This window comes from Mesorhizobium sp. CA7, from assembly GCF_020165015.1.
In the GTDB taxonomy this organism is placed as follows: Bacteria; Pseudomonadota; Alphaproteobacteria; order Rhizobiales; family Rhizobiaceae; genus Mesorhizobium.
In genome coordinates this window covers 825398-849211 of the sequence record NZ_JAIUHH010000001.1, presented here as the reverse complement: position 1 = coordinate 849211, position 23814 = coordinate 825398, and the positions used below count along the sequence as shown (strand labels likewise).

The 23814-nt window shown below is 64.0% G+C and carries 25 protein-coding genes, 1 other RNA gene and 1 pseudogene; 20 read left to right on the top strand and 7 right to left on the bottom strand.

Annotated elements, in window-relative coordinates; genetic code table 11:
* Positions 1 to 46 precede the first annotated feature (46 nt).
* Entirely contained in the window at positions 47 to 1252 is a 1206-nt protein-coding gene (locus tag LB552_RS04105; protein ID WP_224522824.1) for a multidrug effflux MFS transporter, read from the top strand.
* Positions 1253 to 1299: 47 nt separating this feature from the next.
* Here the strand turns inward: LB552_RS04105 and LB552_RS04100 are convergent, their stop codons facing one another.
* Both LB552_RS04100 and ssrA read right to left on the bottom strand, forming a co-directional pair.
* Complete coding sequence (locus LB552_RS04100; RefSeq protein ID WP_224602045.1) at positions 1300 to 1857, bottom strand: AAA family ATPase; 558 nt, start codon at positions 1855 to 1857, stop codon at positions 1300 to 1302.
* Positions 1858 to 1949: 92 nt separating this feature from the next.
* Positions 1950 to 2310: a transfer-messenger RNA gene (gene ssrA, locus LB552_RS04095) on the bottom strand.
* A gap of 167 nt (positions 2311 to 2477) precedes the next feature.
* On the opposite strand from ssrA, the gene LB552_RS04090 reads away from it, so the two are divergent.
* From LB552_RS04090 to LB552_RS04065, 6 genes are all read left to right on the top strand, one after another.
* Positions 2478 to 2789, top strand: coding sequence for a DUF2853 family protein (locus LB552_RS04090; RefSeq protein ID WP_042644091.1), 312 nt, complete (start codon positions 2478 to 2480; stop codon positions 2787 to 2789).
* Between the two features lie 366 nt (positions 2790 to 3155).
* Complete coding sequence (locus LB552_RS04085) at positions 3156 to 3950, top strand: thymidylate synthase (protein ID WP_224602043.1); 795 nt, start codon at positions 3156 to 3158, stop codon at positions 3948 to 3950.
* A gap of 386 nt (positions 3951 to 4336) precedes the next feature.
* Complete coding sequence (gene modA / locus LB552_RS04080) at positions 4337 to 5131, top strand: molybdate ABC transporter substrate-binding protein (protein ID WP_224602041.1); 795 nt, start codon at positions 4337 to 4339, stop codon at positions 5129 to 5131.
* Positions 5132 to 5153: 22 nt separating this feature from the next.
* Positions 5154 to 5858: a molybdate ABC transporter permease subunit gene (modB, locus tag LB552_RS04075; protein WP_224602039.1), complete on the top strand. Its 705-nt coding sequence runs from the start codon at positions 5154 to 5156 to the stop codon at positions 5856 to 5858.
* On the top strand, positions 5855 to 6967 hold the full coding sequence (gene modC, locus LB552_RS04070) for a molybdenum ABC transporter ATP-binding protein (RefSeq protein WP_224602037.1): 1113 nt from the start codon (positions 5855 to 5857) through the stop codon (positions 6965 to 6967). The genes modB and modC overlap by 4 nt, the downstream gene beginning before the upstream one ends.
* A gap of 88 nt (positions 6968 to 7055) precedes the next feature.
* Positions 7056 to 7406 carry a winged helix-turn-helix domain-containing protein gene (locus tag LB552_RS04065; protein ID WP_140727877.1) on the top strand — a complete coding sequence of 117 codons (351 nt, stop codon included), beginning with the start codon at positions 7056 to 7058 and terminating at the stop codon, positions 7404 to 7406.
* A 65-nt stretch (positions 7407 to 7471) separates the two neighbouring features.
* Here the strand turns inward: LB552_RS04065 and cobF are convergent, their stop codons facing one another.
* Entirely contained in the window at positions 7472 to 8236 is a 765-nt protein-coding gene (cobF, locus tag LB552_RS04060) for a precorrin-6A synthase (deacetylating) (RefSeq protein ID WP_224602036.1), read from the bottom strand.
* A 143-nt stretch (positions 8237 to 8379) separates the two neighbouring features.
* On the opposite strand from cobF, the gene LB552_RS04055 reads away from it, so the two are divergent.
* The 6 genes from LB552_RS04055 to LB552_RS04030 all read left to right on the top strand — a co-directional run bounded on the left by LB552_RS04055 (position 8380) and on the right by LB552_RS04030 (position 14079).
* The gene (locus LB552_RS04055; RefSeq protein ID WP_224602034.1) at positions 8380 to 9393 is read left to right on the top strand and encodes a DUF4424 domain-containing protein; all 1014 of its coding nucleotides are present in this window, start codon (positions 8380 to 8382) and stop codon (positions 9391 to 9393) included.
* Positions 9393 to 9911 (top strand): dihydrofolate reductase, encoded by a 519-nt coding sequence (locus LB552_RS04050; protein ID WP_224602032.1) that lies wholly within the window; start codon positions 9393 to 9395, stop codon positions 9909 to 9911. Before LB552_RS04055 ends, LB552_RS04050 begins: the two co-directional genes overlap by 1 nt.
* A gap of 246 nt (positions 9912 to 10157) precedes the next feature.
* A complete protein-coding gene (hflK, locus tag LB552_RS04045) occupies positions 10158 to 11273 on the top strand; it encodes an FtsH protease activity modulator HflK (RefSeq protein ID WP_224602030.1) in 1116 nt (371 codons plus the stop codon).
* Positions 11273 to 12223 (top strand): protease modulator HflC, encoded by a 951-nt coding sequence (gene hflC / locus LB552_RS04040; protein ID WP_224522814.1) that lies wholly within the window; start codon positions 11273 to 11275, stop codon positions 12221 to 12223. The genes hflK and hflC overlap by 1 nt, the downstream gene beginning before the upstream one ends.
* Before the next feature lie 5 nt (positions 12224 to 12228).
* Positions 12229 to 12414, top strand: a complete 186-nt coding sequence (locus LB552_RS04035) for a DUF2065 domain-containing protein (RefSeq protein ID WP_095764777.1) — start codon at positions 12229 to 12231, stop codon at positions 12412 to 12414.
* 147 nt (positions 12415 to 12561) lie between these two features.
* Positions 12562 to 14079 (top strand): DegQ family serine endoprotease, encoded by a 1518-nt coding sequence (locus LB552_RS04030; protein ID WP_140545373.1) that lies wholly within the window; start codon positions 12562 to 12564, stop codon positions 14077 to 14079.
* A gap of 46 nt (positions 14080 to 14125) precedes the next feature.
* Here the strand turns inward: LB552_RS04030 and LB552_RS04025 are convergent, their stop codons facing one another.
* Together LB552_RS04025 and serB are read right to left on the bottom strand one after the other, a co-directional pair.
* Positions 14126 to 14698, bottom strand: a complete 573-nt coding sequence (locus LB552_RS04025) for a GNAT family N-acetyltransferase (RefSeq protein WP_224602028.1) — start codon at positions 14696 to 14698, stop codon at positions 14126 to 14128.
* Positions 14695 to 15582, bottom strand: a complete 888-nt coding sequence (gene serB, locus LB552_RS04020; protein ID WP_224602026.1) for a phosphoserine phosphatase SerB — start codon at positions 15580 to 15582, stop codon at positions 14695 to 14697. The genes LB552_RS04025 and serB overlap by 4 nt, the downstream gene beginning before the upstream one ends.
* On the opposite strand from serB, the gene miaA reads away from it, so the two are divergent.
* Complete coding sequence (gene miaA, locus LB552_RS04015; RefSeq protein WP_224602273.1) at positions 15572 to 16516, top strand: tRNA (adenosine(37)-N6)-dimethylallyltransferase MiaA; 945 nt, start codon at positions 15572 to 15574, stop codon at positions 16514 to 16516. The genes serB and miaA overlap by 11 nt on opposite strands.
* A 124-nt stretch (positions 16517 to 16640) precedes the next feature.
* Positions 16641 to 17432, top strand: coding sequence for a GGDEF domain-containing protein (locus LB552_RS04010; RefSeq protein ID WP_140839836.1), 792 nt, complete (start codon positions 16641 to 16643; stop codon positions 17430 to 17432).
* 166 nt (positions 17433 to 17598) lie between these two features.
* Here LB552_RS04010 and LB552_RS04005 read toward each other — a convergent pair whose 3' ends face one another.
* The gene (locus tag LB552_RS04005; protein ID WP_140839838.1) at positions 17599 to 19431 is read right to left on the bottom strand and encodes an ATP-binding protein; all 1833 of its coding nucleotides are present in this window, start codon (positions 19429 to 19431) and stop codon (positions 17599 to 17601) included.
* Positions 19432 to 19583: 152 nt separating this feature from the next.
* On the opposite strand from LB552_RS04005, the gene LB552_RS04000 reads away from it, so the two are divergent.
* From LB552_RS04000 to LB552_RS03990, 3 genes and pseudogenes are all read left to right on the top strand, one after another.
* Entirely contained in the window at positions 19584 to 20150 is a 567-nt protein-coding gene (locus LB552_RS04000) for a helix-turn-helix domain-containing protein (RefSeq protein WP_095764782.1), read from the top strand.
* A gap of 5 nt (positions 20151 to 20155) precedes the next feature.
* Complete coding sequence (locus tag LB552_RS03995; protein ID WP_140839842.1) at positions 20156 to 20464, top strand: hypothetical protein; 309 nt, start codon at positions 20156 to 20158, stop codon at positions 20462 to 20464.
* Positions 20465 to 20502: 38 nt separating this feature from the next.
* Positions 20503 to 21027: pseudogene (locus LB552_RS03990) on the top strand (N-acetyltransferase family protein); the annotation flags it as partial.
* Between the two features lie 12 nt (positions 21028 to 21039).
* Here LB552_RS03990 and LB552_RS03985 read toward each other — a convergent pair.
* Positions 21040 to 21918 (bottom strand): LysR family transcriptional regulator, encoded by an 879-nt coding sequence (locus LB552_RS03985; protein WP_224602024.1) that lies wholly within the window; start codon positions 21916 to 21918, stop codon positions 21040 to 21042.
* Positions 21919 to 22028: 110 nt separating this feature from the next.
* On the opposite strand from LB552_RS03985, the gene LB552_RS03980 reads away from it, so the two are divergent.
* Entirely contained in the window at positions 22029 to 23180 is a 1152-nt protein-coding gene (locus LB552_RS03980; RefSeq protein ID WP_224602022.1) for a gamma-butyrobetaine dioxygenase, read from the top strand.
* A complete protein-coding gene (locus LB552_RS03975; protein WP_224602020.1) occupies positions 23177 to 23767 on the top strand; it encodes an HD domain-containing protein in 591 nt (196 codons plus the stop codon). Before LB552_RS03980 ends, LB552_RS03975 begins: the two co-directional genes overlap by 4 nt.
* The last annotated feature ends 47 nt before the right edge of the window (positions 23768 to 23814 follow it).

Here is a 23814-nt window from a genome sequence, read left to right as displayed (position 1 = left end):
GACGCCGGCATTTTGCGGCGGCAACCAGATCCGAAAGAGCCTTATCATGAGTCCCAAATTCCTCCGCATCGCGGTCGTGCTCGGCTTGTTGTCCGCGATCGGCCCATTTGCGATCGATATGTATCTTCCCGCGCTGCCTTCGATCGGCCAGGACCTGCATGCCGGCACCGCCGCTGTGCAGATGAGCCTTCTGATCTTCTTCCTGTCGATGGGTTTTGGGCAGATCGTCGTCGGCCCGATCTCCGACATGGTCGGCCGCAAGGCGCCGCTTTACGCTGGCCTCGCGCTGTTCATGGTCGGCGGCGTCGGCTCGGCGATGGCGCCGAGCATCGAGTGGCTGATCGCCTTCCGCTTTCTGCAAGGGCTTGGCGCCAGCGCCGGCATGGCGGTGCCGCGCGCCATCGTGCGCGACCTGCACACCGGCAACGAGGCCGCCAAGCTGATGTCGCTCTTGATGCTGGTGTTCTCGGTGTCGCCGATCCTGGCGCCGCTGACCGGCAGCCAGATCATCGAGAGCTTCGGCTGGCGCGCCGTGTTCTGGACGGTGACGGGCGCGGCCGCTTTGGCCACCATCCTGCTTGCCACCTCGCTCAAGGAGACGCGGCCCGTCGAAGAGCGCGCCGGCTCGTCGTTCGGCACGGCGCTTGCCGGCTACCGCTACCTGATGGGCGACCGCAACTTCCTCGGCCTTGTGGCGATCGCCGGCTTCGGCATTGCGAGCTTCTTCGTCTATCTGTCGAGCTCGTCCTTCATCCTGATCGACCATTACGGCCTGTCGCCGTCGGTCTACAGCGTCTTCTTCTCGATCAACGCGGTCGCCTTCATTGGCATGTCGCAGCTGACCGGGTTGCTGGCCGACCGCTTCGGGTTGAAGCGCGTCGTCTGGGTGGCGGTCACCGGCTATGCCACGGTAATGGTGGCGCTGTTCGCGATCATGGCGTCCGGCGTCGACCGGCTCGACGTGATGGCCGCGCTGCTTTTTGTCGGCTACGGTTTCCTTGGCCTCGTCATCCCCACCACCTCGGTGCTAGCGATGGAAGAGCATGGCGAGATCGCCGGCACGGCCTCGGCGCTGATGGGCACGCTGCACTTCGCCATCGGCGCGCTGGCAATGGGCGTCGCCGGCATCTTTTTCGACGGCACACCGTTGCCGATGGTGGCCGGCATCGCGCTGTGCGCCGTGATCTCCTTCACTCTGGCCAAGCTGACGCTCGGCCGCGCGCGCGAAGCGGTCGAAGCGCCGGCGGAGTAGGACAGCCGTTGAGAAGATAGAAAAGGCCGGGTCGATCCCGGCCTTTTTCATGTTCCTGGCGAAGCTGTTTGATCGAGGACGAAGCGCACCCGTTCATCGACCGGAGCGAGAGGCAACGGCACCAGGTCGTAGCCGAGCTCCGCATAGACGCCCGTCACCGACCGGAATGTGCGCTCGGCTTCGTCGAGCGTTTGCCGGCGCTCCTCGTCCTGAATGAAAATCTCCGGCCATGGCGGGGCGACGAAGATGCGGCGCGCGTAGCGGAATTTTTCAGCCGCGCTCGTGATGTGGTCCGGCACCGGCAGGCCGCAGAGCCTGAGATAGCCGATCGTGTCGGGCGCGCCGCGGTCGAAGAACACCCGGCCGGGCTCGGCACGAGCGGCTTGCCAGGAGCGCAGCTCCCAGGACAGCATCAGCTCGGCAAAGAGGGAGCGCTCCCGCCAGGGAAGGGCAGGGCGGCCGATGGCCATCTGGTCGCGGATGATGCCGCGCCCGGCTTCGGGCGCGGTCGCGAAGCCTTGGGCCCGCAGCGCCTCGATCAGCGTGGTCTTGCCGGAGCCGGGGCCGCCGGTCAGCACGAAAAATCGATCGGTATCGTTTTGCATCGCCTGTCCATGGATGATGGGCGGCAAGCCCGCGCATCAGGCGCCGGACGAGCCTTGGCCGTTCGGTTGGTTGGAGAAGCAAGGAGGGGAAAGGTGGAGGTTTCTGTTGCCAGGTACCTCCGAACCCCGCCTAGAAGTGCGAACCCCTAGGGCTTGATTTGAAGCGTTCGCGCCGCATTAAGCAGCGAGACGAGCTTCCGCATAGTTGTCGTTGGCAACTATAAGTTTAGCCCGATAACGGTGGTACAATGCCGGGCAAAAGTACGATCTTTACACCTTCGTCGATCCTATTTCGCCCCCAGCAAAAGCCGCTCCGTCAGCCAGAGCGGTTTTTGGTGGAGGCGCCGGGTACCGCCCCCGGGTCCGAACGGCTTATTTCATCGCCTGTTTATCGCCATAGTCGGTCAAGCCGACGAACCGTATATAGGGAGCGGCGAGGGAAAAATAAAGGCCAAAACCGGCGCTTAACCGGTTGTGCCAAACGGCAGCCAAGGGTTGACTTGCGCGCCTACTCAATCAAATCTCGCTGCCGGTGAGGAGTCTCTGACCTAGCGCACAGGTTGCGCGGCGCGCCACAACCCTCATCGATCGGATCCGTGGCGCCGACGAGGGGAAGTTTGATGGCCGACTATCTTGCGGATGTGAAGAAATATGATGCCGGCGCCAGCGCCGACGCGGTCGATAAGATCGTCAAGCATCTGGGCATTGCGCTCAGGAACCGCGATTCCTCGCTGGTGTCCTGCACCGACCCGAAGGAACTCGATCGCGTGCGGGAGAACTGGATCGGCAAGAAGCTCGGCATCGCCGATGCCGCAAAGGCGAATGCCTCGATCGAGAAGACCTGCAAGGCGATGCAGGCCGACAACACCAAGAGCCGCGTGACCTTCTATTATCTGGTTGCCAAGGATCTCGGCAAACTCGGCTCGCTCTGACGGCCGCGCTTCGGTTTGCGAAAATTGGCGCGGCAAGGCTGTCGCGTCGGATTTGAATTTACGTCACGGGGCGTCGGCGCTGCCCCTCATCTGGCTGCCGCCATCTTCTCCCCGTATAGTGACGGGGAGAAGGGAGCTGTCTTAGGCGGTTTCGCCAACCGTCAGCGTTGTAAGAAACGCGGCAACGCGGCAGCCAGCTCTTTCTCCCCGTCACTATACGGGGAGAAATGCCCGGCAGGGCAATGAGGGGCGGCGCAAACGTTTGGAAAGTGTAGTGGTGCACAAGCGCCAATGGCGCCGTTTTGGTGTGTCCGGACACCTGGCTATCGGTTATCATCGGCTATTATCCGAATCGAGGCAGAGCCGATGCGCCAATATCTCGACCTGTTGAAGCATGTGCTGGAGAATGGCATCGACCGTGGCGACCGTACCGGGACAGGCACGCGCTCGGTGTTCGGCTACCAGATGCGCTTCGACCTTTCGCGCGGCTTTCCGGTCACGACCACCAAGAAGCTGCATCTGAAGTCGATCATCCACGAGCTTTTGTGGTTTCTGGCCGGCGACACCAACATCAAATATCTCAACGATCATGGGGTCACCATCTGGGACGAATGGGCCGACGAGAACGGCGATCTCGGACCGGTCTATGGCAAGCAATGGCGCTCATGGCCGGACGGGCGTGGCGGCGAGATCGACCAGATTGCGGGCCTTTTGAAGGAGATACGCCGGAATCCCAACTCGCGCCGGCTGATCGTATCGGCCTGGAACCCGGCCGAAGTCGAGGCGATGGCGCTGCCGCCCTGCCACTGCCTGTTCCAGTTCTATGTTTCGGAAGGCCGGCTCTCGTGCCAGCTTTACCAGCGCTCGGGCGATATTTTCCTCGGCGTGCCGTTCAACATCGCCTCCTATGCCTTGCTCACCCTCATGGTGGCGCAGGTCACCGGGCTGAAGCCCGGCGACTTCGTTCACACGCTGGGCGATGCGCATCTTTATTCGAACCATTTCGAGCAGGCGCGGGAGCAACTGCGGCGCACGCCCAAGGCCTTGCCGACGATGTGGATCAATCCGGAAGTGAAGGACCTCTTCGCCTTCCGCTTCGAGGATTTCCGCCTCGAGAACTATTTCGCGGACGCGAATATCAAGGCGCCTATCGCGGTATGAGCCAGTTTTCGGCCTAGTCGATGCCGACCATGACGTCCGAGGCCTTGATCACCGCATAACCCCCTGCTTGCCCTTCTCGAGCGCGAGGTCGGCGACCGCTTGGTGATTGACACGGTGACTAACGCGTCGCCGCCGATGTCGATCTGACATGCGAAGCGGTGGCTTCCCTTGCCGATCTCGGTCACCTTACCCTTGAGGTGTTGCAGGCGCTGATCTTCATGCGTCTCTCTTTGAGCTTCGACCCTTCCGTTTTGCATTCACCGTAGGCTGAGATCGCGCCGGCGCACAATGCCGCGACGGGTGAAAAGCCTTTCCTTGTTATGTTCATACGGATATATCGATCCAAGGCTTTTGGCGGTACGGATTTGAAACCAGGGAGAGACTTCATGACGGGCAAGGGTTTCGGGTTGAAGACGATCGCCATTGGCGGTCTGGCGGCAATGCTGATGACGGCGGTGCCGGCGGCCCATGCCGACGACAAGGTCGTCGTGTTTGCCGCGGCCAGCCTCAAGGAAGCGCTCGACGCGGTCAACAAGGCCTGCGAGCCGGAAGTCGGCGAAGCAGCGACCATTTCCTACGCGGCGAGCTCGGCGCTCGCCAAGCAGATCGAAGGCGGCGCGCCGGCCGACATCTTCGTCTCGGCCGACCTCGACTGGATGAAATATCTCTCCGACAAGAAGCTGACCAAGCCTGATACCGAAGTGAAGCTGCTCGGCAACCAGATCGTGCTGGTGGCGCCGAAGGATTCCGCGGTCGAGACCAGGGTCGAGAAGGGCTTCGACCTCGCCAGGCTGATCGGCGACGGCAGGCTTGCCATGGGCGATTTCAAGGCCGTGCCGGCCGGCAAATACGGCAAGGCGGCGTTGGAATCGCTGGGCGTCTGGTCGTCGGTCGAGGGCAAGATCGCGCAGGCCGAGAATGTGCGTGCAGCTCTCAAGCTGGTGTCGACGGGCGAGGCGGCTCTGGGCATCGTCTACGCCACCGACGCGCATGCCGAAAAGGGCGTCAAGGTCGTCGGCACCTTCCCGGAAGATTCGCATCCGCCGATCATCTACCCGATTGCCCAGACCGCCGATTCGAAGGACAAGGATGCGGCGGCCTTCCTGAAATGCGTCGAGTCGGCCAAGGCCGCCGACCTGTTCAAGGAGCAGGGCTTCACGGTGCTCGCACCGAGCAACTGAGAAAGGCCGCGCAAACACAATCATGAACTGGCTGCTGGACCTCACTCCCGACGAATGGAATGCGGTGCGGCTGTCGATCAAGGTGGCGACGGTGGCGATGATCGCCAGCCTGCCGCCGGGCATCATGATCGCGCTCCTGCTCGCGCGGGGGCGTTTCTGGGGCAAGACGCTGCTCAACGGGCTGGTGCATCTGCCTCTAATCCTGCCGCCGGTGGTGACCGGCTATCTGCTCTTGCTCACCTTCGGCCGGCGCGGCCCGGCCGGCGCCTTCCTTGCCGAGCATTTCGGAATCGTCTTCTCGTTCCGCTGGACAGGCGCGGCACTGGCCTGCGGGGTCATGGGCTTTCCGCTGATGGTGCGGGCTATCCGGCTCTCGATCGAGGCTGTCGACCGCAGAATCGAAGCGGCGGCCGGCACGCTTGGCGCCAATCCGCTCTGGGTGTTCGCCACCATCACGTTGCCGCTGATCCTGCCTGGCCTGATCGCGGGAGCGATCCTTTCCTTCGCCAAGGCGATGGGCGAATTCGGCGCCACCATCACCTTCGTCTCCAACATCCCTAACGAAACGCAGACGCTGCCCTCGGCGATCTACACCTTCACGCAGGTGCCGGGTGGCGATGAAGGCGCGCTCAGGCTGACGCTGATCTCGATCGTCATCTCAATGGTCGCGCTCATCGCCTCGGAGGTGCTGGCGCGCCGCGTCGGCCGGCGGATGGACATCGAATGACGCTCTCGGCCGACATCAGCCATCGCCTCGGCGATTTCGCCGTGGAAGCCCGTTTCGAGAGCTCCGGCCGGCTGACGGCGCTGTTCGGGCCCTCCGGCTCGGGCAAATCGACGCTGATCAACCTGATCGCCGGCCTGATCCGTCCGGACAAGGGGCGTATCTCGGTCGACGGCAATGTGCTGGTCGACACCGCCGCGCGCATCTTCGTGCCCATGCACAAGCGGCGCATCGGCATGGTGTTCCAGGATGCGCGGCTGTTCCCGCATATGAGCGTCGCCGGCAATCTGCGCTACGGCCGCTGGTTCACGCCGTCTTCCGAGCGCTACGCCAAGATGGATGCGGTGGTCGACCTGCTCGGCATCGGTCACCTGCTCGATCGGCGGCCGGCGAAACTGTCGGGCGGCGAAAGGCAGCGCGTCGCGATCGGCCGCGCGCTGCTTGCCAGCCCGAAACTGCTTCTGATGGACGAACCGCTCGCCTCGCTCGACGAAGCGCGCAAGGCCGAGATCCAGCCTTACATCGAACGGCTGCGGGACGAGACGAAGATCCCGATCGTCTATGTCAGCCATTCCGTCGCCGAGGTGGCGCGGCTGGCGAGCGACGTGGTTGTGCTTTCGCAGGGCAAGGTCGCGGCCGCGGGGCCGACCGAGGCGATCATGCGGCGGCTCGACCTGTTGCCGGCGGAGGAGCGCGGCGAGGGCGGTGCGGTGCTCGATACCAAGGTGCTGCGTCACGACGAGGTCTTTGGCATGACGGTGCTTGCCTCGCAGGCCGGCGAAATCCGCGTGCCGAAACTGGCGCGGGCGGCGGGCGCTCCGGTGCGCATTCGCATCCGGGCCCGCGACGTGATGGTCGCTACCGAGAAACCCGCCGGCCTCAGCGCGCTCAATATCCTGTCGGGAACGATCGTCGGCATGAAGCCGGGCGAGGGGCCCGAGGTCGAAATCGGCATCGATTGCCATGGCGCGGTTGTGATCGCGCGGATTACCGAGCAATCGCGGCAGGCGCTTGGCCTCAAGCTGGGAAGCCAGGTCTTCGCGGTCATCAAGACGGTGAGCTTCGATCGCGCAAACACCGGCGCCGGCCTGCCGGCCGAAGCCGACGTTTGAGGATCTCGATCATGTCGCTATGTATATTTGGAATAGCGCTTCCTTCCCATAGGGACTATTGTCGTGCCGTGGAATCCGAGGATATGAAATGCCGTCGCTCAGCCTGCGGATAAATCTCGACCCCGATGGCCGGATCGGCCCGGGCAAGATCGAGTTGCTGGAGCAGATCGCCGCCTTCGGCTCGATCTCGGCCGCGGCGCGCGGCATGGAGATGTCCTATAAGCATGCCTGGGATCTGGTCGAGGACATGAACCGCGTGTTCGGCAAGCCGCTGGTCGCGGCGCAGACCGGCGGCCGCAAAGGCGGCGGCGCGCAACTGACATCGGCGGGTTTGGCGGTCGTCAGCCGGTTTCGCGCCATAGAGCGCGCCGCTTCATCGGCCGCCGCCGTCCATATGCAGGCCCTGCAGGCGGAGATCGATGCTGGAGTAGGGGAGTAGGGGAGTAGGGGAGTAGGATATGACGTCCTGGCCGCCTGCGCATGCGATGTGCGCCCCCTATTGCCTTACTCCCCTGATTTTCTCAGCAGATAAATGTCCATGATCCAGCCCTTCTTGCGGCGGGCTTCTTCGCGGACCTTCTCGATTTCGGCACCGACGTCACCCAGGCGTCCGGAGACGACGATCTCGTCCGGCGTGCCGAGATAGGCGCCCCACTGGATAAGGACGTCCTTGTCGGCAAGCGTGTTGAAGGCGCATTTGCCGTCGAGCATGACGACGGTGGAGCCGGCATTGGCGGGCAGTCCTTCTTCGGTTAGCCGGCGACCGGTCGTCACCAGGATCGAATCGCCGATGCGGTTGAGCGCGGTCGCGTGGGCGGCGGCCAGCGCCTGGATCGCGGTGATGCCGGGGATGACCTCGAGCTCGAAACCGACATTGCGTCTCAGGCGCACGCGCTCGAGGATGCGCAGCGCGCTGTCATAGAGCGACGGATCGCCCCAGATCAGGAACGCGCCGCAGCCATCTTCGGCAAGCTCGTCGCGGATCAGAGCCTCATAGATCTCGGCGATCGCTTCGTGCCAGTCGTCGACTGTCACACGATAGGACGATGTCGGTTCGGCCCGAACCGGCACATCGAACTCGACCCGGCGCGATTTCGGATTGGTGACGAAGCGGTCGCAGATCTGCCGGCGCAGATCGGCAAGATCGTCCTTCTTCGCTCCCTTGTCGGGAATGAACAGCGCGTCGGCGCGGTTCAGCCCGTCGATGGCCTGGACCGTCATGTGGTCGGGATTGCCGGCGCCGATGCCGATGACGAGAAGCTTGCGCATGGCGATCTCCTGCCCGATCAGCGACGCGGTGTCCAGAAGTACCCGTATCCGGTGACGAAGGGCTTTGAAACGCTATCTTGAAACGGGTAGATGGAAGAGCGCATCCGGCTGATCCGGGTATCGCGGCACAGAGGAGGGGGTCCATGTTACGCACCGTAACGACCGCAGCGCTTGTAATAACGGCCGCTCCGGCCTTCGCCAATGATTCCGTCGCCGAGCTCGGCACAGGCGGGCTGATCCTGTCGCGCAGCGACGCCGTCGCCATGCAGAGCGAGGACCTTTTCATCTCGCCGGAGAAGGTGACGGTCGACTATGTCTTCCGCAACAACACCGACAAGGATGTCAGCTCCATAGTCGCGTTCCCGATGCCCGACATCGAGGGCGATCCGAACGAGATGCCGGCAATCCCGGAGACTCAGAGCGATAATTTCCTCGGCTTCGAGGTGACGATCGACGGCGTCGATGCGAAGCCGCAGCTGGAGCAAAAGGCGCTGGCGCTCGGCATCGACATCACCGCTGACCTCAAGGCGCAGAACGTGCCGCTCTATCCATTCGGCGGCGCCGCCAAGGCGGCGCTGGCGAAGCTGCCCAAGGATATCGCCAAGGACTGGGAAGATCGCGGCATCATCATCGAAGATACCGCCGATGACGGCTCGGGCATGCAAACCACCTTTGCGCCGTTCTGGCAGCTGCGCTCGACCTACTGGTGGCGCTCGACCTTCCCGGCCAACAAGGAGGTTCATGTCTCGCACCGCTACAAGCCCAGCGTCGGGGGCACCTCCTCGGTCAGCTTTTTCTATGATGGGCAGTTCCAGGGCCAGTATGCGGCCTACAAGACCCGCTATTGCATGGATCAGACGTTCGAGAACGCGGTGCGCAAGGCGGCCAAGGCAAATCCGGACGGTTATCCGAAATATTACGAGAGCCGCATCGCCTATATCCTGACCACCGGCGGCAACTGGGCGGCCGGGACGATTGGCAATTTCAAGCTCACTATCGACAAGGGCAGCCCAAAAAACCTCGTCTCGTTTTGCGGCGACAATGTCAAAAAGGTCGGGCCGACGACGTTCGAGGTCACCGCGAAGGATTTTTATCCCGAGCACGATATCGACATCCTTCTGCTTGAGCCGTCGGACAATGGCGGGAACGGCGGCTGATGGATATCGCGATCTATGTCGCCATCGCCGAAAACGGCGTGATCGGCCGCGAAGGCGGCCTGCCGTGGCGGCTTTCCACCGATCTCAAGCGCTTCAAGGCCGACACGATGGGCAAGCCGATCATCATGGGCCGCAAGACCTATGAAGGCATCGGCCGGCCGCTGCCCGGCCGGCTCAATATCGTGGTGACGCGCGACAAGGCCTGGCGCACCGAGGGCATCGAGGTGGCCCACTCGCTGGATGACGCGATCGCGCTGGCCAGGGTGCGCGGACGCTGCATGGCGGGAGTTGAGGAGGTCTGCGTGGTCGGTGGCGGCGAGATCTATGCCCAAGCCTTGCCGCTTGCCGACCGGCTGCATGTGACCCATGTGCTGGCCAGCGTCGATGGCGATGCGCATTTCCCGCCGATCGATCCAAGCATCTGGCAAGTCGTCAGCGCCGAGGATTTTCCTGCCGGAGAGAAAGACAGCCACGCCACGCGTTATACGGTTTACGAGCGCCGGCGCGACGATCGTTGACGACGACAAAGGGTCGCTACCCGTCCAAATCGCACGGGACGATGGCACATCGCGTTGAAAGCGGGTCAAGGCGTCCCTATAGAAGAACGGTGTTGCAGCGGCGCGCGTCCAACCGGACGCGCAACAGGCCGCCGTAATACTTTGATTTTGGGGCATGATTCCTTTTCGAAAACCGATATGGGTTTTCGTGGTCATGCGCTAGGATTGCGCCGCAAGGCCCGAGGGAACCGAAGCGAAAGGACATTCATGCCCTGGAACGACAAGAGCGGTGGCGGCGGCCCATGGGGCGGCGGCGGCAATCAGGGGCCCTGGGGGCAGGGACCGAAAGGGCCAAGCGGCCCGCAGGGTTCGCCCCCCGATCTTGAGGACATCATCCGCCGCGGCCAGGACAGGCTGCGGCGCGCGCTTCCGGGCGGCGGCGGCGCGAGCCCCGCCGTGCTCGGGCTGATCGCGGTGGCGCTCATCGTGCTGTGGGCCTTCAAGGCGATCTACACCGTGCAGCCCGACGAGGTTGCGGTCGAACTGCGCTTCGGCCAGCCGAAGTCCGAGCTTTCGCAGCCGGGCCTGCATTTCCACTGGTGGCCGATCGAAACGGTCGAGACCGCCAAGATCTCCGAGCAGCTCGTCAGCATCGGCGGCGGGTCGAGCAGCGGCTCCGGGCTGATGCTCTCCGGCGACCAGAACATCGTCAACGTGCAGTTCTCGGTCGCCTACCAGGTCTCCGATCCCAAAGCCTATCTGTTCGATGTTTCAGATCCCGACGGCATGCTGACCCAGGTCGCCGAGAGCGCCATGCGCGAAGTCGTCGGCCGGCGGCCGGCGCAGGACATCTTCCGCGACGACCGCCAGGGTATCGCAACCGGGGTGCGCGAGATCATCCAGGGCACGCTCGACGGCTACAAGACCGGTCTCCAGGTCAACGCAGTCTCGATCGAGGACGCAGCGCCCCCGCGCGAGGTGGCCGACGCGTTCGACGAGGTGCAGCGCGCCGAGCAGGACGAGGACAAGTTCGTCGAGCAGGCCAACCAGTATTCCAACCAGAAGCTCGGCCAGGCGCGCGGCCAGGCGGCTCAGGTCCGCGAGGACGCCGCCGCCTACAAGAATCGCGTGGTGCAGGAGGCGGAAGGCGAGGCGCAGCGCTTCATCTCCGTCTACAACGAATATGCCAAGGCGCCCGACGTTACGCGCAAGCGCCTCTACCTCGAAACCATGGAGAAGATCCTGAAGGACTCCAACAAGGTCGTCGTCGAGCAGGGCAACGGTCAGGGCGTGCTGCCTTACCTGCCGCTGCCGGCCTTGCAGCCGAAAGCGCAGCCGGCGCCGGCTCCGCTGGGCGGCGTCACGACGGGAGGCAACCAGTGATGGCCAACCGTCTTCCCATCATCGCCGTCATCGCGGCTGTCCTTCTGTTCCTGCTCTACTCCGCGGTGTTCGTGGTCAATGCCGGCCAGCAGGCGATCGTGCTCAGGTTCGGCGAGATCATCGACGTCAAGAACGAGCCCGGCATCTACTTCAAGGCGCCGTTCGCCTTCTTCGATGCAGACAGCGTGCAGATGGTCGAGAAGCGGGTGATGCGCTTCGATCTCGACAACATCCGCGTCCAGGTCTCGGGCGGCAAGTTCTACGAGGTCGACGCCTTCATCGCCTATCGCATCTCGGATCCGCGCACGTTCCGCGCGGCGGTGTCCGGTCAGGTTGAATTGGCCGAGGCACGGCTGCGGACACGTCTCGACGCGGCGCTTCGCCGTGTCTACGGCCTGCGCGACTTCGAGGCCGCGCTTTCGGAGGAACGCGGCGTCATGATGCGCGAGGTGCGCGATCAGCTTCGCCCCGATGCGACCTCGCTCGGCCTCGACATCGAGGATGTGCGCATCCGGCGGACCGACCTGACGGCGGAGGTCTCGCAGCAGACCTATGACCGCATGAAGGCCGAGCGCCTGGCGGAAGCCGAGCGTCTGAGGGCGCGCGGCAACGAGGCCGCACAGCGCATCAGGGCAAGGGCCGACCGCGAGGTCGTCGAGATCGTCGCCGAGGCGCAGAAGGAATCGGAGATCCTGCGCGGCGAGGGCGAGGCGCAACGCAGCGCGACCTTCGCGGACGCCTATAAGCGCGATCCGGCCTTCTTCGATTTCTATCGCTCGATGAATGCCTACGGCACGGCGCTGGACAGCACCGGAACGACGATGGTGCTCTCGCCCGAATCCGAGTTCTTCCGCTACTTCCGCGATCCGGGCAGCAAGCCTCAGCCCGGGCAGCCGGCCGCGCCCGCGACGCCTGCTGCACCGGCCGCGCAACCCAGCACCGCCCAGTAGCGGCGGTGCAGGACTTTGTCGCGGCGATCGGGCTGGTCCTGGTGATAGAGGGCCTGGTCTATGGCGGGTTTCCGGGCCTTGCCCGGAAACTGGCGAGCGAAATGCAGTCGATGCCCGAGAACGCGCTGCGGTTCGGAGGATTGGCGGCAATCGCGGTTGGCGTCGCCATTGTGTGGCTGGTTCGCGGCTGATGAAATTCATTGGTGCCGCGGCGACGGACGATTTATCCTGAGAAGACTGGCATAGCCGCAAACGTGCCGTATTTCTTGCCAACATGAGCCGGACAGGGCGTCTTTGCGGAAAACGCCTGTCCTTTTCAGACACACCGGGAGGCCACGATGATATCCGACACCCTGTTGCGCGCGGCGCGGCGCATGGTCTTCGCCGGCGCCACCGCATTTGCGGTCGGCATTGTTGCCGTCCCGTCCTTCGTCACACCGACGATCGCCTCCGACGGGCCCCCCTCGGTCGCCGATCTCGCCGAGCGCCTGCTTGGCGCGGTGGTCAACATCTCGACCTCACAGACGGTGAAAGGCACGGAAGGGCCGGGCGCGGTGCCGATGCCGCAGCTGCCCGAGGGCTCCCCGTTCCAGGACTTCTTCGACGATTTCTTCAAGAACCGTGGCGGTGACAAGGGCGGCGCCGGGCAGAAGGTGCAGTCGCTCGGCTCCGGCTTCGTCGTCGACGCCGAGCAGGGTATTGTGGTGACCAACAACCACGTCATCGCCGATGCCGACGATATCGAGGTCAATTTCTCCGACGGCATCACGCTGAAGGCGACGCTCGTCGGCACCGACACCAAGACCGATGTCGCGGTGCTGAAGGTCGACCCCAAGGGTCACAAGCTGACGGCGGTGAAATTCGGCGATTCCACCAAGATGCGCGTCGGCGACTGGGTGATGGCGATCGGCAATCCTTTCGGCCTGGGCGGCACGGTGACGGTCGGCATCGTCTCGGCGCGCAACCGCGACATCAATTCCGGCCCCTATGACGACTTCATCCAGACCGACGCCGCCATCAACCGCGGCAATTCCGGCGGCCCGCTGTTCAACGCCGAGGGCGAGGTCATCGGCATCAACACGGCAATCATCTCGCCGTCAGGTGGCTCGATCGGCATCGGTTTTTCCATCCCTTCGCAGCTTGCCGCCGGCGTCGTCGACCAGCTTCGCCAATATGGCGAGACGCGGCGCGGCTGGCTTGGCGTGCGCATCCAGCCGGTGACGGCGGACATCGCCGAAAGCCTCGGCATGGCGACCGCCAAGGGCGCGCTGGTGGCCGGCGTCATCAAGGGCGGGCCGGTCGACAACGGGTCGGTGCAGGCCGGCGACGTCATCATCAAGTTCGACGGCAAGGATATCCATGAAATGCGCGACCTGCCGCGTGTCGTCGCCGAAAGCCCGGTCGGCAAGGCGGTCGACGTCGTCATCGTGCGCAAGGGCGTCGAGCAGACCGTCAAGGTGACGCTCGGACGGCTGGAGGACGGCGAGAAGCTGGCCAGCGGCGAGAACGGCAACACCGACCAGGACAAGGGCGACAAGGCGACGCCTCCGGTGTCGACGGCCTCGGTGCTCGGCATGACGGTCGGCGAGCTCAACGACCAGACACGGCAGAAGTTCGGCATCGCGGCCGATGTGTCCGGCGTGGTCATCACCGACGTCGCCAAGAATTCGGCGGCGGCCGAGCGCGGCATCCAGCCCGGCGAGGTGATCACCGAGATCGCGCAGGAATCGGTCGGCACGCCGAAGGACGTGATGGACCGGATCGGCGCGCTGAAGGAGCAGGGCCGCAAGAATGCGCTCTTGATGCTGGCGTCGAAGACCGGCGAACTGCGCTTTGTAACGATCCGGATGGATTGAGTCCGGAACGTCCGGTAACCGATTGATGTTTCAATGAACAGGGCGGCTAGCGAGCCGCCCTTTTTCGTGCCTGCCAATCCTGGCGCGACAGCCTGTAGAGGACATGCCGCTTGAGATGCGGGTGGGTGTCCGGCACGGCGGGGTGGTCGAAATCGGCACCAGGATCCGCTCGCATGCCGAGGCGCTTCATCACGGCGATGGAGCGATAGTTTTTGGCGACGGCGAAGGAGACGATCTCCTCCAGCCTCAGTGTTTCGAAGCCATAGGCGAGCCAGGCTTCAGCCGCTTCGGTGACATAGCCCTTGCCCCAGAATTCCGGCCCCAGCCGCCAGCCGATCTCGATCGTGCCGTCGGGTAGCGATGGCACATCATCCGTATCCAGGAGACCGACGAAGCCGATGCATTCGCCGGTGGCCGCGATCTCGGCGGCGGCGAAGCCGTAGCCATCCTCCTCGATCCAGCCGCGGAATTCGTCCATCATGGCGTCGGCGGTCGCACGGTCGCGGCGGAACGGGAAGAATTCCATCACGCGCTCGTCGGAGTTGATGCGCTGGAAAAGCGCGCGGTCGCGCTCTTCCCAGTTGCGCAGGATCAGGCGCTCGGTGCGGATCGGCTTCATTCTGAAAACTCATCCCGGCGATAGCCCTGGAGATAGAGCAGCGCGGTCAGATCGCCGTGATCGATGCGGATGCGGGCCTGCTCGGCCACAGCCGGCTTGGCGTGAAGCGCGATGCCAGTGCCGGCAAGACGGATCATATCGAGGTCGTTGGCGCCGTCCCCAACCGCAATCGCGTCCTCGGTGGTCAGTCCGAGCCTCTTCGCGATATCGAGCAGCGCTTCGGCCTTGGCGGCGCGGCCGAGGATCGGCTCGGCCACCATGCCGGTGAACGTGCCGTCTTTCTCGATCAGGCGGTTGGCGCGGTTTTCCTGGAAGCCCAGCATGGCGGCGATGCGGCTGGTGAAGACGTCGAAGCCGCCGGAGACCAGCGCCGTCCAGGCGCCATGGGCGCGCATCGTTTGCACCAGCGCCCGGCCGCCGGCGGCGAGCGTCAGCCGGTTGGCGATGATGCGGTCGACCACGGCTGTGTCGAGGCCTTTCAGCAAGGCGACGCGCTCGCGCAAGGCGGGCTCGAAGGCGATCTCGCCATTCATCGAGCGCGCGGTGATCGCCGCCACATGGTCCTTGACGCCGATCTCGTCGGCAAGCTCGTCGATGCATTCTTGGTCGATCATGGTCGAATCCATATCGGCGAGCAGGATCTTCTTGCGCCTGCCTTCGGCCGGTTGGACGATGACGTCGACCGGCTCGGAAGCCAGCGCCGCGCGCAGATTGGCGGTCATTTCGCCGATATCCGGCGTCTGTGGCAAAACGAGATCGCAGGCGACGTCCTCGGCCAGCCAATGAACGGCGCTTGCGCCGGCGGCCCGCAAGGCCATATTCGCAAGCGAGGCCGGCACGGCGCGGGCTTCTGGACGGGACACTAAAGTGGCGATCAGCGGCATCGAAGATTCCGGCAGGCAGGCGGGCGAAGGCCGCATCAAGAACGCGATCCTGATAGCCGGGCCGACAGCCAGCGGCAAGTCGGCGCTGGCGCTCGATCTCGCCGAACGCAATGGCGGGGTCATCGTCAACACCGATTCCATGCAGGGCTATTCGGTGCTCGACGTCCTGACGGCGCGGCCGAGCGCCGCCGAAATGGCACGCGTTCCGCATTTCCTTTACGGCCATGTCCATCCCGCCACCGCCTATTCCACCGGCGCCTGGCTGCGCGACGTGACAAAGCTGATCGACGACGGCGTGCTGTCGGGCCGTCCGGTCGTTTTCGTCGGCGGCACCGGGCTTTATTTCCGCGCGCTGGCCGAAGGTATCTCGGATATGCCGGACATTCCGGCGTCAGTCCGCGAGCGCTGGCGCTACGAACTCAAGGAACAAGGCGCCGAAAGGCTGCATCGCCTGCTGATGCACGAGGATTCGGCTATGGCCATGCAACTCAGGCCGACCGACGGCCAGCGTATCGTGCGGGCGCTCGAAGTGCTCGACGCTTCCGGGCGCTCGATCCTCAAATGGCAGGCGGTGCGCGGACGGCCGCTAATCGATCGCGACAGCGCGCGCTTCCTGGTCATCGAGCCGGACCGCGAGCAACTGGTCCGGCGCATCGAGGCGCGTTTCGACCAGATGCTCGACAAGGGCGCTCTCGACGAAGTGCGTCGACTCACCGCGCTCGGCCTCGACCCGGACCTGCCGGCGATGAAAGCGATCGGCGTGCGGGAGCTGCAGGCGGCCATGGCCGGACAATCGGATTTTCCCGAAGCCATCGAGCGCGCCAAGATCGCGACCCGACAATATGCCAAGCGTCAGTCGACATGGTTCAGGCATCAGCTGGGCGCGGAGTGGCGCAGGCTGCGGCCGGGCGACAAACCGGCTGTTCAGGACTGACTAAAGCTTTTTCAATCAGCGCCTTAAAATCGCCGGCTCCAATTCTCGCCAGGGTTGTTCGGATTAACGGTCCGTAAGGTCGGCCATGCCATAACCTTTGGGGCTACAGTGCCGCGGGGAGTTGATGCGTTTCCATAAGGCGGAATCCGCATTTTTCGTCTTTATTTTTGTGATCCTGGCCGCGGGCCTGGTGACCTTCCATGCCTATGGCCAGTTGCAGGACATCGCCGCCGACCTCGATGCCGCATCGCGCGTCGACAGAATCGTCTATCTCAACAAACTTCTGTTCGTCACCGGGGCGCTGCTGGCAACTGCGCTGTTCTTCGGCACCTTCTTCATCTACCCGCTGATCCGCGGCCAGGTGCGGGAAGAGGGCAAGCTCAGGGCCATGACGGTTTCGCTCAGTGCCCGCTCGCAGACGCTCGAGCAGGCGGCGCTCACCGACAGTCTCACCGGAATGCAGAACCGCCGCTATTTCGATGATGCGCTGCGCGAATATCTCCACGAGTTTCGCCGCATCGACAGGCCGGTCGGGCTGATGATCCTCGATCTCGACCATTTCAAGCAGGTCAACGATACGCATGGCCATGACGTCGGCGACGAGGTGCTGAGGGCCGTCGCCACCTGCCTGCGGGGCATGACGCGCTATCACGACGTGGTGGCGCGGCTGGGCGGCGAGGAGTTTGCCGTCGTCACCCCCAACATGGATGTCGAATTGCTCGCCAGGTTCGCCGAGCGCATCCGCAAGGCGGTCGCCAACATGTCGATCATGTCGGGCAACGTGCGGCTGAAGGTCACCACCAGCGTCGGCCTTGCCGTCTGGGACCACAAGGAGAGCGCGGAGGACTTCTACCGCCGCGCCGACCGCCAGCTCTATGAGGCGAAGAAGCAGGGCCGCAACCGTGTCTGCGCCTAAAATTCCGACATGAATTCATGAGGCCGGTCAACTGACGCGCCTTTCTCGACTTCCGGTGCTCACGGACTACATGTCCGCTCCGCTCCGGCTTCTCGAAAGCCACGTCATTCGATCCGGCCTGATGAATTCCTGTTCGGAATTTGGCTGTGCTTGCGAAGTTGGTCGTTCAATCGTTGAGCTGGCGCATGCCGAAGGTCGAGGGCTTCAGGCCGTAGCGCGTGTCGAAGTCGTCGTCCGGCTGCACGCGCGCGGCGGTGGCCGGCTTCTTGTAGTCCGGGTCGCCGGCCTGGCGGGAAGAATCCACAGCCTCGGCGAAGGCCATGGCCTGCTGCGGCTTCGGCACGTTGCGCAGCCGCTCGACGATCATGGCGAGATCGACGTCGTTGCCATCCACGGAAGACTCGATCTTCTCGCCCTTAGCGGTGCCCGGGATGAACTCCTGCGGCAGCTTCTCGAACTTCAGCCGCATGGTGGTCGCCACGCCTTCGCCGAAGGCGATGGCTTCGCGCTGCCCCATCGAGGAGAGGAACGCCAGGGTCGAGGCCGAGGAATCGGCGATCGCCGAGCGGATGATGGCCTGGTCCTGCTCGTTGGCAAGCCGCATGGCGAAGAAGGTCGAGCATTGCGACAGGATGGTCGGGTCGAGCTCGCCCGGGCGCTGGGTGACGACGCCGAGATAGCAGCCATATTTGCGGCCTTCCTTGGCGATGCGCGACAGCGCGTGCCTTGTCGGCGCGAAGCCGAGACGCGGATCGGCCGGCATGTAGCGATGGGCTTCCTCGCAAAGCAGCAGCAGCTTCAGCCGGCCCTCGCTCCACAGCGCCAGGTCGAAGGCCAGGCGTGCCAGCACCGAGCAGACCGAATTGACGACTTCCGAAGGCATGCCCGCCATCTCGAAGCAGGTGACCGGGCGTCCATGGTTGGGGACGCGGAAAATGTTGCCGATCGTTTCGTGGATGGTGTCCTCGATCAGCCGCGAATTGAACATGAAGCGGTAGCGCGGATCGGCTGCCGCCGATTCGATGCGCGTTTTCAGCGACTTCAAGGTCGGGCGGTCGTTCTTGCTTTCGAGCATGCCCATGCGCTCGTCGATCTGCTTGATGAGATCAGCGACACGGTAGGGCACTGGCGTGTCCGCCGTCAGCGCGTCGCTGCCGCGCCTGACATAGGTGCCGGAATTCGGGTTGCGATAAAGGTTCTTGGCGGCGGGGATCAGGTCGCGCAGGACATCCACTTCCTCGGGCACCGTCTCGCGGCCGCGAAACAGCACTTCGGCGAACTCCTCCAGCCTGAACATCCAGAACGGCAGGTCGAGCGTCTTGGAATCGACCTTCACGCAATATTCCGGCAGCGAGGCGGCGAACTCGTTATGCGGGTCGAGGATGAGCACGCGCAGATCCGGACGCGCTTCGATCGTCTTGCGCAACAGCAGCGAGACAGCTGTCGACTTGCCGACACCGGTGGTGCCGACGATGGCGAAATGACGCGCCAGCGTGTCGTCGATGGCGATGTTGGCATCGATCGATTCATCCTGCGACAGGGTACCGATCGTCACTGAATGGCGCCCGGCCAGATCGTAGACCGCCTGCAGGTCGCGGGTTCGGATGCGGTGAGCAATGGCGCCGATATGCGGGTAGGTGGTGATGCCACGGTCGAACACCGGCTTGGCGCCGGGCTCGACGCCGTCGCGAACCTCGCCGACCAGTTCGACGCTGACTTCGATCGGATTCTGCCCTTCGTGGTTCCAGGCGCGATCCGATTTGCCGATGGCATAGACAAGGCCGACCGTTCGTGTCGAACCGAGATTGATGGAGATCATCTTACCGACGGTCCAAAGGCCGCTGATCGCGCCTTCGGTGTCTTCGGCATGGGCACTGATGGTTGCACGCGCGCCGTCGCATTGCACGACATTGCCCAGAATCCGCTTGTCGTTCTGCTGGATGTTGCGGCGCTCCTGCGAAGTCGGTTCGCCAACGGAGGCTTCGCGTTCGACAAACATAGCTGACCTGATCCCATTCCATGGAGCCTCGACCCTACCCAATCGGGGTTAAAGTCAGGTGAGGTCGGATGGTGTAGGCGGCGTTAAGCCTAGCGCGACAATTCGATCGACTGACCTCTTTCCAGGCCGAGAAAATCCGATATATTGGACGGATGGATGATATATCGAATAGCATTACCGCCACGATCGGCCGGCGGATACGCTCCGAAAGAACGCTGAGGGGCTGGTCGCTTGCCGAATTGGCTGAGCGCTCGGACGTTTCGAAGGCGATGCTGAGCGCCATCGAACGCGGTACGACCAGTCCGACCGCAGCGCTTCTGGTGCGCATCGCGGCGGCCTTCGGCATGACGCTGTCGACGCTGATCGCGCGGGCCGAGATGCAAGGCGGCGGTATTTCGCGCCGGGACGAGCAGCCGATCTGGCAGGATCCGGCAACCGGGTACATCAGGCGGCATCTATCGCCGGCATCGCAGATGCCACTGGAACTGGTCAGGGTCAGCCTTCCGGCAGGTGCCAAGGTCATTCTGCCGGCGGCGTCCTACGCCTTCATCAAACAGCAGATATGGCTGATCGACGGAAGGCTGGATTTCACCGAGGGCGATGTGGTGCACCGGCTCGAGCCTGGCGACTGCCTGGCGCTGGGCGCGCCCTCGGATTGCGTCTTTCATGCTCCCGGACCGGATGCGGCGGAGTATCTCGTGGCGCTGGTCAGGGACTGACTCCGATGTCTCGCCGGCCAAAACGCTCGCACAATGGCGGGCCGCCGCTCGACGACTATGACGGCCCGCCCTGGGGCAAGGGCGATGCCTACATTTTCCTCGCCTGGCGCGCCGCCCACGACAAGGCTTGGAAGGCGCCAAGCCACGCCGTCATGCTGATGCGGCTGGAGAGAGCCGAACGGCTCGGTCTGACCTACGAGGAATATACGCTCGAGATTTTGGAGCGCGGCCGTCATCTCAGCGAGGACGACGCCGACCGCATCGCCGAAATCAGGCGGGCGCGACGACGCAAACGCATCAGCCATTTCGAATGACCTCGTCAACGACATATCATCACCTGGAGAGCGCCAGCATGAACTCCCTTGAAATCCGGGCGTTGCGCGACGATGCAGCGACCATCGCTATGCTCACCGATCTGCTGATCGAGACGGTCGCCGCCGGCGGATCGGTGAGCTTCATGCATCCATTGTCGGCGGAGGCCGCGCGGGAATTCTGGCGCAAGTCGCTTGCCGCGGCGGCGCGCGGCGAAAGGGCGGTGCTGGGCCTATGGCAGGGCGAGGTGCTTGCCGGCACCGTCACGTTGTTGCTCGACTTCCCGCCCAACCAACCGCACCGCGCCGAGATCGCCAAGCTGATGACCGGCCGGAACCATCGCGGCAAAGGCATCGCGACCGCCCTGATGCGGGCGGCGGAGAAACTGGCCGTCGACAAGGGCCGTACGCTGCTGGTGCTGGACACCGCCAGCGAAGAGGGCGCGGCCGGGCTTTATGAGAAACTTGGTTTCACATTGGCCGGTGAGATCCCCGATTTCGCGCTTAAGCCACACGGCGGGCTCACCGGCACCCTCATCTACTGGAAACGGATCGGGGCAGCGGCCGACGCGCTATCCTCAACTTCCGGCCACATGCGACAGAAGCCAACGGCGGAAATCCTGCTCGGCGCCGGAGAGTCGCGACGATGAGGGTCTCGTCAGGAAATGGCCCGACGGGCTCGAAAGCTCGAAATCCGAAAGCCTGACGAGAACCTTGTCCTTGAGGGCCGCGTCGATCAGCGGCCGCGAGCCGAGCAGCGCCCCGGCGCCGACCTTCGCGGTTTCCATAGCGGCGACGAAACTGTCGAAGCGGTGCGAGCGCCGGGGATGGCCGGCAACTCCCGCGGCTGCGAACCATTCCGCCCACATCTCGCGCGCGCCCGCCACCAGGAGAAGCGGCAACGACGTCCACTCGCCACCTTGGGCGAGCGGCGGAGCCGCGACCGGGACAAGCCGCTCGACGGTCAGCCGGTCGGCCTCGCGCCCGGGAAAGGATCCGTTGCCGAAACGTATGTCGAGCGCCGAGCCCGGCTGGTCGTAGTCGGTCGGCCGATGGATGGTCACCAGATCGAGCCGGATCTGCGGCAGCACCTTTGCCAGGTCCGGAAGAGCCGGGACCAGCACCAGCATCGCGAAAGAGATGGGGACGCGGATGCTGACGATCTGCACGGCACGCGGCTCGAACAGCTCGTTCGTGCTGTTGCCGATGGTCGCGAATGCCGACTGGATGTGCGGGAGATAGGACGCACCTTCCGGCGACAGAGCCACGCCGCGCGCCAGACGCGCGAACAATCGCGTTTTGAGCCGCTCCTCCAGAAAACGGATGTGCTGGCTGACGGCGGCTTGCGTGAGTCCGAGCTCGGCGGCCGCGGCAGTGAAGTTCGACAGGCGGGCGGCCGCCTCGAAACTGCGCAGCCAGTCGAGCGGAGGCATCGTATCGAGAGCTCTTCCAGCCATCAGAAATTTAGCGCCAATACCCGTAAAACGATAATTTGAATTATGCCTCTGGTGAAGCCACCATGCAATCCATGCTCGCGGTAATGATAGAGAATGGGAGCTTCCGGGATATGCTGACGACGGCAAGGCTGAGCGACGACGGGCGAGTGATCGAGCTTGGCTGGAAAGACGGAAGGGTGAGTCGCTTCCATGCCATATGGCTGCGCGACAATGCGCTGGACGACAAGACGCGCAGCGCCGGCAACGGACAGCGGCTGATCACCATCCTCGACATTCCGGCCGAGACGCGGATCGGCGCGGCTGAGATCAGGGGCGGAGCGCTGGAGGTCACATTCGCTCCTGAAGGCAAGGCCGTCAGCTTTCCCTCAAGCTGGCTCCGCTCTCATGCCTATGATCGCCAGCAGGCGCGCGAACCCGGCTGGACGGGAGGCGACATAGAGCGCTGGACGAAAGCCACGATGCAGAATTCCGTGCCGCGCGCAACCTATACGGAGGCCAGCCGCGACAGCAACGTCTTGCGGCAATGGCTCGCCGCGGTCCGCAGCTTCGGCTTCGCTATCATGGACGGCCTGCCTGCCCAATCCGGCGCGCTGTGCAAGGTGGCCGACCTGTTCGGCTACATCAGGGAGACCAATTACGGGCGCTGGTTCGAGGTGCGCGCCGAGGTCAATCCGAACAATCTGGCCTACACCAATCTCGGGCTGCAGGCGCATACCGACAACCCCTATCGCGATCCGGTGCCGACGCTGCAGATCCTCGCCTGCATCGAGAACACGGTGGAAGGCGGCGAATCCAGCGTCGTCGACGGGTTCGCGGTGGCGGCGGCGCTTCAGGCGGAGAACCCGAACGGCTTCCGGCTGCTCTCTTCCTATCCGGCGCGTTTCGAATATGCCGGCTCGTCGGGCGTGCGGCTGCAGTCCAAGCGGCCGATGATCGAGCTCGGGCCCGATGGCGAGTTGATTTGCATCCGCTTCAACAACCGCTCGCTGGCGCCGGCGGTCGACGTGCCCTTCGCCGAGATGGAGAAATACTATTCGGCCTATCGCCGTTTCGCCGAACTGATCGAGGATCCTGCCTTCGAGGTGACCTTCAAGCTTGAGGCGGGAGAATCCTTTATCGTCGACAACACCCGCGTCATGCATGCGCGCAAGGCGTTTTCCGGCAGCGGCAAGCGCTGGCTGCAGGGCTGCTACGCCGACAAGGACGGCCTGCTGTCGACGCTTGCGGCGATCGAGCATGGTTTCAAGGAGGCGGCGGAATGAAGCCCAACGAATTGAACGCAGGCAACATCGTCGAATTCATCGCCGATATTTTCGAGCGCCGCGGCGCCGAATCCTATCTCGGCGAGCCGGTCACCATGTCGGAGCATATGCTGCAGGGCGCGTGGCTGGCCGAGCAGGACGGCGCGCCGGACGAGCTTGTAGCGGCGGCGCTGCTGCACGACATCGGCCACTACACCAGCGAGTTCGGCACCTATTCGCCCGACGACGTCGAGGACAAGCACCATGACGAGGCGGGCGGTGAGGTGCTGGCGCCCTTCTTCCCGCCGGTCATCGTCGAATGCGTCAGGCTGCATGTCTCGGCCAAGCGCTATCTCTGCGCCACCGATCCGACCTATTTCAGCAAACTGTCGCCGGCCTCGGTGCATACGCTGTCGCTGCAGGGCGGGCCGATGAGCGCGAAGGAGGTGGCTGAGTTCCGCAGCAATCCCTTCCACGACGAAGCGGTGCGCGTGCGCATCTGGGACGAGGGCGGCAAGGTCGCCGACATGAAGACGCGGGCCTTTCGCGACTACGTGCCCTTGCTGGAGCGGGTGGTGAAAAAGTTCGCTGCTGAAAAGGCAGCATAGATGGCAGAAGCCCGGCCGGTCGGGCTTCTACCATCCGCGAGAGCGCC